This is a genomic window from Planctopirus hydrillae (assembly GCF_001707835.1).
In the GTDB taxonomy this organism is placed as follows: domain Bacteria; phylum Planctomycetota; class Planctomycetia; order Planctomycetales; family Planctomycetaceae; genus Planctopirus; species Planctopirus hydrillae.
In genome coordinates this window covers 18,874-32,792 of record NZ_LYDR01000033.1, presented here as the reverse complement: position 1 = coordinate 32,792, position 13,919 = coordinate 18,874, and the positions used below count along the sequence as shown (strand labels likewise).

At 54.4% G+C, this 13,919-nt stretch carries 11 protein-coding genes; 10 read left to right on the top strand and 1 reads right to left on the bottom strand.

The window, feature by feature from the left end:
- Nucleotides 1-98: 98 nt before the first annotated feature.
- From A6X21_RS02485 to A6X21_RS02435, 10 genes are all read left to right on the top strand, one after another.
- Nucleotides 99-1,496, top strand: coding sequence for an MraY family glycosyltransferase (locus A6X21_RS02485; RefSeq protein WP_240490141.1), 1,398 nt, complete (start codon nt 99-101; stop codon nt 1,494-1,496).
- Nucleotides 1,497-4,184, top strand: coding sequence for an O-antigen ligase family protein (locus A6X21_RS02480; protein WP_068845922.1), 2,688 nt, complete (start codon nt 1,497-1,499; stop codon nt 4,182-4,184).
- A 141-nt stretch (nt 4,185-4,325) separates the two neighbouring features.
- A complete protein-coding gene (locus tag A6X21_RS02475; RefSeq protein WP_083233350.1) occupies nt 4,326-5,486 on the top strand; it encodes a DUF1573 domain-containing protein in 1,161 nt (386 codons plus the stop codon).
- A gap of 135 nt (nt 5,487-5,621) precedes the next feature.
- On the top strand, nt 5,622-7,394 hold the full coding sequence (locus A6X21_RS02470; protein WP_165603664.1) for a multiheme c-type cytochrome: 1,773 nt from the start codon (nt 5,622-5,624) through the stop codon (nt 7,392-7,394).
- A gap of 118 nt (nt 7,395-7,512) precedes the next feature.
- Nucleotides 7,513-7,824 carry a DUF971 domain-containing protein gene (locus A6X21_RS24520; protein ID WP_068845916.1) on the top strand — a complete coding sequence of 104 codons (312 nt, stop codon included), beginning with the start codon at nt 7,513-7,515 and terminating at the stop codon, nt 7,822-7,824.
- A gap of 234 nt (nt 7,825-8,058) precedes the next feature.
- Nucleotides 8,059-8,646: a class IV adenylate cyclase gene (gene cyaB / locus A6X21_RS02460; RefSeq protein ID WP_068845914.1), complete on the top strand. Its 588-nt coding sequence runs from the start codon at nt 8,059-8,061 to the stop codon at nt 8,644-8,646.
- A gap of 306 nt (nt 8,647-8,952) precedes the next feature.
- Nucleotides 8,953-9,936: a DUF975 family protein gene (locus A6X21_RS02450; RefSeq protein ID WP_131818151.1), complete on the top strand. Its 984-nt coding sequence runs from the start codon at nt 8,953-8,955 to the stop codon at nt 9,934-9,936.
- Nucleotides 9,937-10,157: 221 nt separating this feature from the next.
- Entirely contained in the window at nt 10,158-11,207 is a 1,050-nt protein-coding gene (gene ruvB / locus A6X21_RS02445) for a Holliday junction branch migration DNA helicase RuvB (protein ID WP_068845908.1), read from the top strand.
- Between the two features lie 83 nt (nt 11,208-11,290).
- Nucleotides 11,291-12,319: a hypothetical protein gene (locus A6X21_RS02440; protein WP_068845906.1), complete on the top strand. Its 1,029-nt coding sequence runs from the start codon at nt 11,291-11,293 to the stop codon at nt 12,317-12,319.
- 49 nt (nt 12,320-12,368) lie between these two features.
- Nucleotides 12,369-12,848, top strand: coding sequence for a hypothetical protein (locus A6X21_RS02435; RefSeq protein ID WP_068845904.1), 480 nt, complete (start codon nt 12,369-12,371; stop codon nt 12,846-12,848).
- Nucleotides 12,849-13,140: 292 nt separating this feature from the next.
- Here the strand turns inward: A6X21_RS02435 and map are convergent, their stop codons facing one another.
- Nucleotides 13,141-13,887: a type I methionyl aminopeptidase gene (gene map / locus A6X21_RS02430; protein ID WP_068845902.1), complete on the bottom strand. Its 747-nt coding sequence runs from the start codon at nt 13,885-13,887 to the stop codon at nt 13,141-13,143.
- Nucleotides 13,888-13,919: the final 32 nt, after the last annotated feature.

The following is a 13,919-nucleotide window of genomic DNA, read 5'->3' as shown; positions in this document are numbered from 1 at the left end:
TGCAACATCCAAAAAGGATCATGAGTCTCAGAATAGAACAAACTCAAGGGAGGGCATTGAGGCTGGTCGGCAGGAGTTCCAGGAGCATCCTTGACGGAATGGTGGGTCTGCCTGGGAATTGCACACTTGCGGGGGAGTGTCGTGATGCGGGAGAATACGAAGGAATTGTGTCGATCAATCATTGGAGCTCGCCGGGCCAGTTGCATGGACTCACTGGTGTGGCGACTCTCACGTCGCAAAGTGCCCTTCGCATGTTGCTGTTTGTCTGTGCCTGTGTCCTTCCCTCATTCTGGGTTTCATTCGCGGCCGTCGGTGCGATGCGCTGGATTGCTCCCCGGCTGGGTCTGATCGATAAGCCTGCTGCTCGCAAAGTTCATTTAGTTCCCAAGCCCATGGGGGGTGGGATTGGTCTGTGGTGTGGTGTGCTGATTCCACTGACCGGAGCCTTGCTGATTGTCTTTTTTGCACCGGAACTTTTGCCCGTCAAGATTCCCGGGAAGACGATCTCGGCTGATGGCAGTGTGCTGTACCGTCTGCCTCAACTATTGGCTGTGACTCTGGGAGCATTAGCCATGGGCCTGGTGGGGTTGGCTGATGATTTTCGACCTTTGCCATGGCAGCCCCGGCTCTTACTGCAGTTTCTGATTTCCGCCATTGTGGTGGCTTGTGGAGTGCGGGCGACTTTCTTTGTCGAGAGTTTCTGGCTGGGGGCGTTTGCCAGTGTGTTGTGGTTTGTAGTGCTCGTCAACTCGATCAACTTTCTGGATAACATGGATGGGCTCGCGGGTGGGATTGGGCTCATTGTTTCGGGTGTGTTTGCCTGCATGATGCTTTCGAGAGATGATGATCCCCGCTGGATGGTGGGAGGCTATTTTCTCCTTTTGTGCGGCTCGCTGCTGGGTTTTTTATGCCACAACTGGTCACCGGCCCGCATTTTTATGGGAGATGCCGGTAGCTATTTTCTGGGCTTTTCGCTGGCGAGCATGACGATCCTGGGGACGTTCTACACTGCGGAGGATGGCCGGACTCATACCATTCTGGCACCACTTTGCGTGCTGGCTGTGCCACTTTACGATCTGCTGTCGGTGATCAGTATTCGATTGAAGGAAGGGCGCAGTCCTTTTCAACCGGACAAGAAACACTTTTCGCATCGACTGGTGGCTTTGGGGCTGAAACCTGTGCATGCCGTACTGACGGTGCATCTTGCGACATTGACGACGGGGCTGGCTGGTCTCTTGTTGTGCTCGGTCGATTCATGGGGTGCAGCGCTTTTGTGCCTGGGGATTGTGGTCTGCATCCTCGCGATGATTGCCATTCTTGAGTCGGCACCACGGCCTGCGATCGCTGGTTCATCGTTGGGAACAATCCCGGTGGTAGCGATGTCGGCGTCTGCCGGGCCTGAACAAAGCGGGAATGAAGTTTCAGCGAGTGGCCGCGAATTGAATGCGCACGCTGCGGATCGAACTTCGACCGATGTTTCGGCAAGGAACTGGTAAATGCCTTCTTTGCGAACGATGGCGCTTTCAATCCAGAGTCTGTTGTTCGGGGAGCAGGCGATTCCTGTTCGCGCAGATCTGGAAGCGCGACAAAGCGCGGGATGGTTGTGGATGTCTGCGAGAGGAAAAAAACCTGTTGTGGAAACCCAGCGGGCTGGAACTTCGACAGGTCAGCGCATGGTGCAGGAGGCGGGAGGGCGGGTTGAACCTTCGCGATGGCAGGAGAGCGTGGCGGGCTGGCTCGTTGTGCTGCTCGCCAGTCTTTTTTTTGCCAGGTTCTGGACACCACCGGAAGCCGCAGTGATGGGGGAATCTCTCTGGCTGGCGATTCTGTCGATGGCCACGGCGGCCATGCTGCTGATCTTTTTGCCGAAAACAGCGCCGGTTTCGAGTGCCTGGCGTTCAGGGTTTGTCTGGGGATGGCTGCTGCTGACGGCTGGTCAGGTGGCTGGGACAATTCACGTCTGGCTGGCTCAGGGAGATCGACGAGCGGCTGCCAATCTGCTGATCGAGTTTTTTTCTCTGGCCATGGGAGCCTGCGTGTTGTGGCGACTGGCACCTCGATTGGCAGAACGACCAGGCCACGTGATCCACCTGAATGCGATCTGGCCGTTTGTGATTACGACATTGCTCTCGATGTCTGTACTGGGTCTGTATCAGCATGAGATTGGCCTGCCGGCGATCTCTGGTCGATATATCAAAGCAATACAGGAACTGGATCGACTGGAGGGTCTGCAGGAGCGATCCGCAGAAGAAGAATCGAAGATTTCGCAGCTCAGGCAAAAGCTGGAAAGCGATGGCATCCCGACAGAACTGCACGCTCGCAGAGCGTTCTTTCAGCGGTTGACCAGCAGTGAGCCTTATGGCTTTTGCGCTTTGGCGAATACGTTTGCGGCAGTCCTGCTGGTGCTGTTGATCTTGAGTCTGTTTGCGTGGCCCGAGGTGACGAAGCAGCGCACGATGTGGTCGTGGCCGGATCTTTCCCGCCCATTCACCTGGATGCTGCTGGCGGCATGGCTCTTGGGGGGCTGGACATTGCTGCTTACGAAATCCCGTACGGCAGTGCTTGCACTGGCAGTGACGATGCTGCTGCTGGCGGTGCGGCCGCTGGTCGGTCAGTGGAAAGCTGTGGGCAATCCGCGTGTTTCGTCCAGATCGTGGTTGTGGATCTTCGGTGCGGGATCAGGAGCCATGCTACTGCTGGTCGGTCTGGTGGCCTGGCGGGGAGGGCTGGATCTGGAGGTGATCACAGAAGCCCCGAAATCACTACGATATCGGCTGGAATACTGGGTCGCGACGTTGCAGATGCTGGCAGATCATCCCTGGTTGGGTGTGGGCCCCGGAAACTTTCGCAGCGTTTATCTGTCGTACAAACTCCCGAGTTCGAGCGAAGAGATCGCTGACCCTCATAACATGGTTCTGGAAGCTTGGAGTTCCGGAGGGATTTTGTCTCTGGCGGGGTTACTGGTGCTCGCAGGAACCGGCCTGTTCGCTCTAGGGAGAGGTTTATGGAACTCTTCGTCCGGAGTGAATGAACAAGCTTCGGCAGAGGTTTTTTTCACTCAGAATTCTCGAGCTGTCCACCTTCCTGCCCATTGGCCAATGTGGGCTGGAGCCGGCAGTCTGGCGATTGCCTGGTGGGGCCGATTTCTGCTCGATGGCGTGTTTGACGATGCATTGATTGTGTTTGGCATCTTCTGGACGGGACTGTATCTGATCATCGACCGCTGGGGATGTAACGCATCAAAGAAGGCAGAGGCGGCCGGTGAATCGCTTGCTGCTCCGCAGGAATTGCAGGCTGATCGAAATACTACTCGCGGCTTCGCAAACAGTTGGGGAGATCTGGCATTTCCAGCAGCGGCGTTCGCTCTGGGAGTGAATCTCCTGGCGGCCGGAGGGTTTGGGATGGCGGCGATCCTGGGATTATGGCTGCTGCTGATCACTTTATCGACGTGGCCGGTAGGGGCCGCTGTTCCTCAGATGAGAGAACCCGGAGAAATTCTGGCTGTCAAACCTGGTTCTGGCGAGGGATTTATCTCTTCGATTTTCAGTTGGGGAAGTCGACTGCTCCCTGGAGCGATGGTGCTGGTGATGGTTCTTTCGATCTGGGGGGCATGGCCAGTCTGGATGGTTTCACAGGGACGCATCCAGATGTCAGCTCGACCAGCCACCACTCGAAGTGCCGCCATTCGGGAAATGGTGAAACTGGCAGAATGGGATGAGTGGTCTCCCAGCCTGGCCGAGACGGCCGGCATGGCGTGGTTTTCGAATGCCGAGAGTTCGACGGAGTGGGCGGACGGTGAAAAATGGATGAAATCTGCCAGTCAACGCGATTTTCACAGTTACCGGCCTCATGAGCAGTTGGCGCGTGCCTATTTTGAAAGAGCTGTGAGCAGTCCTGCTGAGCGACAGATCTTTGCCGAGAAGGCTGTGGAATCTTTTGAGGAAGCGAATCGCAGATATCGCAGTTCGAGTCGACTTCTGGCTGGGGCTGCGGAAGCGCTGGCATTGGCAGGGCAGCGAAAAGAGGCCTCAATTCAAGCGAATCTGGCATTGGAGCAGGATGAATTGAATCGGCAATTGGGCCACTCGGATCGTGTCCTTCCCGAAGAAGTTGTCGAGCGACTCAAGCGACTGCAATCAGAAAAGCTGGATGAAGATCCTTTGAACAAGGTGCGAGTCCAGTGACTCTCTCCAGCATTTCCGATTAGACTGTCGTATATCGCTGCGGAAGCGTGTTGAAATTGCCTGCTGAGCTGGGCGGTTCTACAGAAGATATTCTGCAAACGAAACTTATGACGAGATCAACACAGGCCCGGATTGCTGGAGATGATCGCTATGAAGCCTGCTGCCATGGCTGTTTGTGCATTTTTGACGGTAATGACGTTAGCGGCGATTGCGTTTTTCGGTCGTGGCACCGCGACGTTACCAGTCAACGTGGCGCAGCCTGTGCCAGAAACTGAAATTGGCCCTAAAGTGGCCAAAGAAGGGCCACAACCCAAAGCGGTGATTCCCGAAGTGGAATACGACTTTGGGAAAATGGAGATGGGCGACGAAGGATCGCACGTGTTTATCATTAAAAATGAAGGCGAAGCACCGCTGGAGATTCTGGCCCGTAAAGAAGAAACCACCTGCAGTTGCACCGTGGGGAATGTGGCGGGTGATGGTAAGCTGGCACCGGGTCAACAGACCGAGGTGACTTTGAACTGGAAGATCAAGCTCTCCAATCCGAGCTTCCGGCATCATGCGGTGATCCGCACCAACGATCCGGGGAATCGCCGAATCGAACTGACGGTGGTCGGAAAAGTCGAAGCCGGTCTGCAGCTCAAACCCGAAGGGGAATGGGCGATGGGGCAATTGAAAATTGGAGCACCATCGGAAGCGACGGGTTCAATCTACAGCCCGCTGTTTGACAAGTTTGAGATTACGGAAGTCAAAACAGATCTTCCCACCACACAGATCACGTGGGTGCCTCTTACTGAAGAGCAATTGAGCGAACGCGGTGCGAAATCGGGTTATCTGCTGAAGGCGACTGTTTCAGGTGATGTCCCGGTCGGCAGTTATTCTGACCGGGTCGTTTTACAGACCAGTCTGGAAAAGCATAAGGAAGTCAGCTTTGCCATTAAGGGGACCCGTCCCGGGCCGATCGATGTCATGGGACGAGGCTGGGCCAATGAGTCGACCGCATTGATCTTGGGAGATTTTCCTGCCAAAGACGGGAAAACGGCCGAGTTGTCGCTCTTTGTGCGGGAATTGGAAGGAGATCTGGAGCTTAAAAGCTACGAGACGGCTCACAATGCGGTGGAAGTCGCCTTGCGAAAGGACGACAAGTACATGGGCAAAGGGGTGCAGCGATACTTTCTGACAGTTAAGGTTTTGCCGGGTCTCCCTGCCGACCGGCAGTTCAAGAAATCCGAGAAAGTGATTCTCAAGTTGAATCATCCACTCATCCCGGAGTACAAGTTCTTTGTCAGCTATCTATCGCTGTAACTGACAGTTGATATTGGATTGTCGAGAACTGTACAGGCACTGCCAGCAGGGGTGTTTCAAGGTCGAAAATTTTGCGCAATGGCGTTGAATTAACCGGATTTCTGGTTTTTGAATGCCTCGCTAGGGATGTCTGCCATGCCTCGTCATCGTCGTCAGCATGCTCTTGCTGGTTCTCTGGGTGGTAAAAATCGCCCCGCGCAGTGCACTTCACCCAAACTGGGGCGGGTCTTCTGGCCTTGTCTTTTGGGACTGGCTTGCCTGACAACTCTGCTCACTGGAGGCGCGTGGGTTATGCGACTTCTTCCCAGTGATGCACAACTGGCGAGCCGAAGTTCAACGGAAGCTGAAACCAGTTCTTCTTTACCGTTACAGAACTCAGCGGTCTCCGTCTTGCCCTGGAATACGCCCCTCGCGCAAGCAGCTCAAGTGCCAGCCGAGCCGCTTCCCTCGAAGACGACCTCACCAGAAGCCACATCCAAGGCTGCCAGCGATACCAGTGAACCACCTGTGGCGGAAGACTGGCCTCGCCCGCAAGCGGTCCTCATGCTCTCGGCAGAAACAAATGGATATCTTGAACCTTGCGGCTGCTCATTAACCCAATCGGGTGGGATGTCGCGCAGGCTCGATCTTTTCCAGCGGCTCACCAAAAGAGGTTGGCCGGTCGCGGGGTTGGATGCGGGAGGATTCGTCAAGCGTTCCCGCCGCCAGGATCAGATCAAGTACGAAGCGATTCTCACGGCTTTGCGATCGCTCAACTATCAGGTGATTGGTCTGGGGCCGGCAGATCTCCGTCTGGGGGCCGACTTCCTGCTGACACAACAGGTCGCCGATCCTGAGGAAGTGCAGAAGTCGCTCGCCATTTCAGGGGCGAACGTCACGTTCTTTGAGTCACCCGATCTCGGCACGCCACTGCGTACAAAGACCTTCAAGATTGGCGAAGTGAAAGCCTGTGTGGTTTCAGTTCTCGGGAAAAGCCGAAGAGATGATGTCGCTCCGGCTGGTGTCGCCAACAACATCACCTTCAGCGATCCCGATGAAGAGATTCGTAAAGCAATTGAGCAGTTCAAAGGTGAGAAGCCGCATCTGCTGATTCTGCTCAACAATGGGACTGTGGATGAAGCGAAAGAGTTCGCCCGCAAGTTCCCTGCGTTTCAGTTGATTGTCACAACGGGAGGGCCGGAAGATCCTCAATCGAAACCTGTGATGGAAGGCCGCTCGTGGATCATTCAGCCTGGCCAGAAAGGCAAGTATGTTTCGCTGGTGGGCTATTTTCCGGATGATGTAAAGACTCCATTCCGTTACGAACTGATCGATCTCGACAATCGCCGGTTCAAAGCGACGAAGCCGATGGAAAACCTCATGGCCGACTATCAGAAGCGGCTGGAGCTTGAACAGATCTCTTTAGCACCCGAACTGGTCATTCCTCACCCGAGTGGCCGCAAGTTTGTGGGTTCCAAAGTGTGTGGCGATTGCCACACGAAAGCCTATGAAAAGTGGGAAGAAACCGGCCACGCCAAGGCCACGAAAAGTATCATCCATGGTCGTGGGGGGATTGAAGGGGAGTACATTTCGCGCATTTATGATCCGGAATGTATTAACTGCCACACGACAGGTTGGGAAGCACAGCAGGTTTTGCGGTATGACTCGGGCTACCGTGATCTGGAAACATCGGCCCATCTTTTTGGAAATGGCTGCGAGAACTGTCACTCTCCCGGGAGTGAACATGTGCGGATCGAAAATGGTGGCAAAGCGACTGAAGATGAGCAGGCCGCCGCTCGACTGGCGATGCGTGTGACACTTGATCAGGCGAAAAAGACAACCTGCTATCAATGCCACGATGGAGATAACAGCCCGGGCTTCGAATTCGACAAATACTGGAAAGAAATCGCTCACCCGTGGAGAGATTGATCGATGGCTTTCGGAGTTGGGTGTTTGGTATTTGGTGTTCGAATACCGGCGGCTTACTCTCGACTTATCTCTCCAAGATCCAACACCCAACACCCAACACCCAACATCAAATTTTCCCATGCCGACTGATGCTCCCGAGATCATCCGTGCTCACCGTGAGACCGGGCTGTTTGAACTCAAATGGCCTGGGGAGTCCGAGTTGTTTGTCCGCTTTTTTGATGTGCGCTGCGGCTGTACGTGTGCAGTATGTGTGGATGAATTCACGGGTGAGCCACTGCTTGATCCTGCAAAAATTCCGACTGAGATTGCCCCCGCTGGGCTTGATCTGGTCGGTCAGTATGCGATTCGCATTCGCTGGAATGACGGGCACAATACCGGGCTTTATACGTGGGAACGCCTCCAGCAACTGGCTCATGCCGCTCGTCAATAGATCCCTCTGGCATTTCCTTCTTGATGTAGGGTGCAAGAAGTTCCGACGGATTGCACCATCTTCGCTATCACGTAGGCATACCAACCTGCCCGATCCATCGTCTCTCGGCGAATTTCTCCGCTGTTCGGGATAGTTGCTTTTCATGAAAACGAGCGAATGATACATGATTGTTGTTTTCAAATGGGATGTTCCGCGAATCACAAACGTTTTCCATTCTTAGATCGCTGAGCAGAGATGGCTGATATCGAAGTCGAGATGAAGTTTTCTTTGAACGATGTCGAAGAGTTTCGTGGCGTTCTGCTGGCCCACGAGGCGATTTGTGCCGGGCCTGCTACGACGGAGAGTGATGAGTACTTCGCACATCCCGGGCGTGATTTTGCGACGACCGGGGAAGCCTTAAGGGTCCGTTCGACGCCGCTGGAGACTATTCTCACCTACAAAGGCCCGAGGCTCGATCAACTCACGAAAACACGTCATGAGATTGAGGCCCCGCTGGTGGGACCGATGGGGGCATTGGCTGCCGACAAGTCACCCCTGGCGATCTGTCAGATTCTGCTGGCGTTAGGGTTTCGCTCCGTTAGAAAAGTTGTCAAGAGCCGGCAGTTCTGGACACTCCCTGATGAAGAGTATGTGCTGGTCTGCACGATCGATCATATACCGGAACTCGGCGATTTTGCCGAACTCGAAATCATCACTGAAGAACACGCCTGGCAACCCGCGCGGGATCGCCTGCTGGAATGGGCTGCTCGTTTGAAGTTAGACCAACCGGAAAACAGGTCTTATCTGGAACTTCTCCTTGATCATGAGCAGCGGCCGTCATGAGTCCGCGAGTACATGAGGCTGAACCATTATGAGTCCCGGCTTTCGTGAATGGTGAACTCTCCATGAAGGGCTTGGCTCATTTTCTGAAAGACCCTCTTCAGTTCACAGCGAACACTTGTTAACTTCTTCGCGTCATCAGTTCTGCAATGATCGAATTGAAGTCTGTCCTGGCAATACCCATTTCGCAGAACTCTCCCGAGTTCCCGGCGGCTTTGAACTGAAGCAGATCGTCAAGCTGAGGATGGCCTCAGCGATTTGTCACATTTTACGCTTCCCATCCGTTTCCATCGTCAAGGTAACCAATCCGTGGCCATTGAATTCAACTGTCCGCACTGTGATAAGTCACTCAGCACCTCTGAGGATCGGGCTGGACGTAAAGCGAAATGCCCTGGTTGTGGCGAAGTCGTGACTGTGCCGGGACTGGATCAACCGGCGGCTGAAGATGACTTTGAAGAGGATCTTCCGCCTCCGCCACCGGTGGGGAAAATGCGTGACACGCGAGCGAAAGTCGCCTGCCCCATGTGTGGTGGCGAAGTCCTGGCGGCAGCGAAGCGCTGCAAACATTGCGGTGAAGATCTCTCTCCGGCGGGTGGCGATGAGGCAGTATCCGGAGCCACGGGAGAACTGACAAAGATCGAAGCGGGCGAAGTCATTGGCAGCGCGTGGAAGGTTTACTTGAAAAACCTCGCCCCGTGTCTGGTGGGAAGTTTTCTCGTCAACCTGTTGTCGCAACTGGTCACCATTCCACAGCAGATCATTCCTGGTCTCGTGATGGGTGACGGTGAAGATCCGACCGGTGTCATGGTCGGGCTGGCCATGCTCTTAGGCTTCATGGCCATGTCGTTCTGTGTCGGTGCATTTTTGCAGATCGGGCTTTGCCAGCTCTTTTTGAAAGCTGCCCGCGGTGAAGATCCTCAAATTGGCGATATCTTCAGCGGTGGCAAATTTTTCCTGCGCTACGCCATTTCACTGGTGTTGTTCAGCATCGCATTTGGGATTGGCATGGTGCTGTGTATCATTCCCGGGATTCTTGTGAGTTGCATGTTCTATCCGTTTGCCTATGTGATTGTGGCTGAAAACTCTAAGGGGATTGATTGCTTTTCGAGATCACAGGAAATTACCAAAGGGAATCTGCTGCAGATTTTCGTGCTGATGCTGGCTGGAGCCGGGATTAATCTGCTGGGGATTCTGGCGTTGTGCGTCGGGGCGATCTTTACTCTGCCACTCACGCTGTTATTCACCGCCGTCGCTTATCTGAAGATGACTGGGCAGGAAGTGGTTGAAGTCTGATTCTCGTGCAGAACTTCCTGAATCTGCATTTCAAATCCGGCGCTGATCAGTTCGAAAAGAGTTTGCGAGAAAGGTTTTCTCGTCCGTGACGATGAAGCGGACGAGAAAATCAGAATTCGCCCAGCCTGCCAACCAGTTTACATCGCAGGGAATGGTGAGATCGGCTAATCTCCGTTTGTATTTCAGGAGTTGCCCGTTTCGACATTCCCACGGAGAGGGGTATGGCTCGCGAAAAGATCTTCACTGGCCCGGCTGATGGAGCGGTCGCCAGTACTGTTCGTTCCAGTGCTGCGGGGGCTCCTGCAGCGAATGCGTTCGATGACCGTGCGCTCGACGAAGAGTTACGTCCTTCGCGGCTGGCCGATGTTGTTGGTCAGCGAAAGGTCGTCGAACGTCTGGAAATCATGCTGGCTGCGACGCGGATGCGGACTGAGCCGCTTAGCCATATTCTGCTCGATGGCCCGCCGGGCCTGGGCAAGACGACCCTTGCTTTGGCCCTGGCCAAAGAACTCGATGTCGAATGTCAGATCACTTCGGGCCCGGCCCTGGCGGCTCCAAAGGATCTGTTGCCGTATCTGACCAACGCCAGTGGCAATTCGATTCTGTTTATCGATGAAATCCATCGCCTCCCTGCTGCCGTCGAAGAGTTTATTTACCCCGTGATGGAAGACTTCCGCGTCGATATTGTTCTGGGGGAAGGGCTCAACGCGCGGACCATCAATATGAAACTCAAGCCATTCACCATTGTGGGGGCCACGACGCGTTCTGGCATGCTCACGGCTCCTTTGCGGGATCGCTTTACGTTTCGTGAGCATCTGGAGTTCTATGAAGAGCCCGATCTGGCTGAGATTGTCCGTCGTAATGCGATTAAACTGCGTACGAAGATCGACGATTCTTCAGCGCTGGAAATTGCCCGCCGCAGCCGGGGAACACCTCGCAAATCGAACAATCTGCTGCGCTGGGCGAGAGATTTTGCGACGGTCAAGCAGAAGGAGGGGCTTATTACTAATGAGATCGCCAGGCAGGCTCTGGCGATGCTAGAAATCGATGTGCTGGGTCTCGAAGAGCAGGATCGCAAGTATCTACGGACAATTGTGAATGTCTTTGGTGGCGGCCCGGCTGGTCTGGCGGCGATAGCACATACGATGAACTGTCCTCCGGATACACTCGAGGATGAGGTCGAACCGTTCCTGCTGCGTTGCGGCTTTATCCAGAGAACACCGCGCGGCCGGATTGTTACGGCTTCTGGCCTGAATCATCTCTCAGGTTAGAATGACCAATTGGTTCGTGATTTTCTTGTGCGGCTTCTCGATTTGATTGATCGATTCTCATGCCAGCCAGGGGCCATACGCACATGAGTCAGGCGGCAACCATAGATGACAGCACTTCCGGCGATGGCCCGATCTGCCTGGCGATTACGTTTTTCCTGCTAGGGATTGGCTACGCCTTGCCAGTCGTAATGTGGCCGACGATTGATCCTTCGCTCGAGGTCAAAAGTACTGGCACGATGAATCTTTACACGCTCACTGCCTGGGGCGGGCTGGCTCACTTTTTCTATGCCTGGCGCGGGCAGAATCTGGCTCTTGGCGCTTCATCTGCAGCGACAGATTCCTGGGCCTGGAGTCGGCGGCCAATGTTTTTCGGAATTCTGGCGCTGATCTTGGGGGTGACGGCTCTGGGGAGGTGGTTCATCCCGGTCAGGATTTTTGATGGGGTTGTCTGGGTTTATTTCATCCCGCACTTTCTGAAAGCGGAAGGGATCTTTCAAAAACGGGCGGCACCGCTTCGCCGTGATAATGCCCTGATGCTGATGAGCTTTGCTTATTTTTCGATTGTGATTTTAGCCCACGAATTCTGGGCTGAGCATCAGGTGCTCGCTTTCAGTCTGGGTGTGGCCATGATGCTGGCCATTGGCTATTGGGGTGGCCTGGCGGCTTTGAGAAGTCAAGACAGGATGCCGGTGACTTTGATGTCGGCATTTCTGGTGGGTGAAACACTCGTCTGGAGTGAGTATGCGCCGTATATGTCTCCCACGTTTGCTGATGGTGTCTATGGTTTTCATGTTGCGGGTGCCAGCTTCTATCACTATACCCGGGCTTATGCTTTCGGGATTGCGAGACAGTCGACTGGCAGTATGAAACTCGCCGATCTGTGGCTATCGATTCCTCGCATTCTGATTGTGCAGATGTTGGTGATTGCCCTTGGCATTCTGATTGGCTACGCGTGGCCAGTGAAACTGATGTCACTTTCATCCCCTGAGCTGCTGGCACTGCTCTTGAGTGGGATCTGGGCACCACAGTTCTTTACCGTCTGGGTCGGCTGGCATCTTCTGAGTAGTGATGCTTTCCCTTATTACCGCCGCTGGCTGGCTCGATCGTCGTAGATGTTCGTTGTCATATCACTTTGATGCATCTCGGTCCCAGGTGCTGCGAATGAATACTCAACATGACGATATTGCACAGCAACTGGCTGCGGTCTTCTTAAGACTCGACGTGATTATGAAGCCTTGGGGCTTCGCATTCATTGCTGAGGAAATCCGATCGTCTCATTGCGGCCCATTCGCATCCGGATTCTATTGCCGCGACACAACTCGCATAGGAATTTCCTGTCGCACCACGATCGATAACATCTTTTACGAGCATTTTTTCATTACACGAAGCGCTGGCAGCACCGAGTTAGAGCGGTTCACAATCGGGCATTCTACATTGATGGATGCCCTCGGGTATGCTAGTGATTGTCATCTGATCGCTTCAAGCAAAACTCCTGACACGATTATCGCTCGAGATGGCGGCGACCGTGTCGAGGCGCTGATCCACGACTTAAGCGTGCTGGCGTCGCGTGTGTTGTGCGAGCCATGCGAAGAATTTTATGCGATTGTTCGACGTGGGCTGCGCAAGTACTCTGTTGTGTGACTCTCTTTAAAGAGTGTCGCCTAAAAAAGTCGTTCGGCAGGCACAAAGCCAAAGAGCGTTGTAGGTGTCGCCTTCTCATTGAAGTAAATGGACGACTGTCAACAGTGTTCCTGAAAAATGTTCTCGATACAAAACCATGTTGTGGCAGGCACACAGATACGTCGCATAGAGCTGAACTATCTATCGTACTGGTTCGATGATTGTTGTGATGCAGGAGCACTGCTGGGCAAGCCAGCAGTGGCACCCGTTTAAAGGGATATTTCTGGATTGCAGTGTGCACGAGTTTTCTCGATTACCAACCCGTTACAACAATCGGCATTCCTTTGGTGATGATCATGGTGTGCTCGTACTGGGCCGATAAATTGCCGCGCGCTCCCACCAGTGTCCAGCCGTCGGGTTGCTCCTTGACGAGTCGGCTTCTGGTGGAAAGGAATGGCTCGATGGTGATGACCATCCCCTCTTTCAATCGTCTTCGGTCCGCAGGATCGTAGTATCCGGCGATATGCTCGGGGGCTTCATGCAGCGCCCGGCCAATTCCGTGGCTGCCGAGGTTTTCGAACACCTGGAAGCCATGCTTCTCTGCTGTTCGCTGGATGGCTGCTCCGATCCCATGCATGGGCTGTCCGGCAGCGGCTCGCTGCATGGCCGCTTCCAGAGCCGTACGCGTGGCCTCGCACAACCGCGTTTTCTGCGGATTGGTTGGCGGCACCACCTGTGTCCCTCCTGTATCGGCGAAATAGCCGTCCAACTCGGCAGAGACATCGATGTTCAAGACATCGCCCGGTTGGATCACCCGTTCACCCGGAATTCCGTGAGCCGCCTCTTCGTTAATGCTGACACAGGTGGCACCGGGGAAGTTGTAGACCAGACGCGGTGCTGATCGGGCGCCATAACGCTCCAGTAATCGCTCACCGATCGCATCGAGTTGCCGAGTCGTCATTCCCGGTTCTGCAGCCGCCAGCATCTCTCGTAAGACGCTGGCGACAATTCCACCGATCCGTTTGAGCGCGGCGACATCGTCATCTGATTCGATGGTCATGCGATTGACTTTCTCGGTGTGGATATCAATTT

Coding starts and splice junctions, on each gene's coding strand:
- A6X21_RS02470 (WP_165603664.1), top strand. CDS start 5,622: ATGCCTCGTCATCGTCGTCAGCATGCTCTTGCTGGTTCTCTGGGTGGT.
- A6X21_RS02440 (WP_068845906.1), top strand. CDS start 11,291: ATGAGTCAGGCGGCAACCATAGATGACAGCACTTCCGGCGATGGCCCG.
- A6X21_RS02475 (WP_083233350.1), top strand. CDS start 4,326: ATGATCGCTATGAAGCCTGCTGCCATGGCTGTTTGTGCATTTTTGACG.
- map (WP_068845902.1), bottom strand. CDS start 13,887: ATGACCATCGAATCAGATGACGATGTCGCCGCGCTCAAACGGATCGGT.
- ruvB (WP_068845908.1), top strand. CDS start 10,158: ATGGCTCGCGAAAAGATCTTCACTGGCCCGGCTGATGGAGCGGTCGCC.
- cyaB (WP_068845914.1), top strand. CDS start 8,059: ATGGCTGATATCGAAGTCGAGATGAAGTTTTCTTTGAACGATGTCGAA.
- A6X21_RS24520 (WP_068845916.1), top strand. CDS start 7,513: ATGCCGACTGATGCTCCCGAGATCATCCGTGCTCACCGTGAGACCGGG.
- A6X21_RS02435 (WP_068845904.1), top strand. CDS start 12,369: ATGAATACTCAACATGACGATATTGCACAGCAACTGGCTGCGGTCTTC.
- A6X21_RS02485 (WP_240490141.1), top strand. CDS start 99: ATGGTGGGTCTGCCTGGGAATTGCACACTTGCGGGGGAGTGTCGTGAT.
- A6X21_RS02480 (WP_068845922.1), top strand. CDS start 1,497: ATGCCTTCTTTGCGAACGATGGCGCTTTCAATCCAGAGTCTGTTGTTC.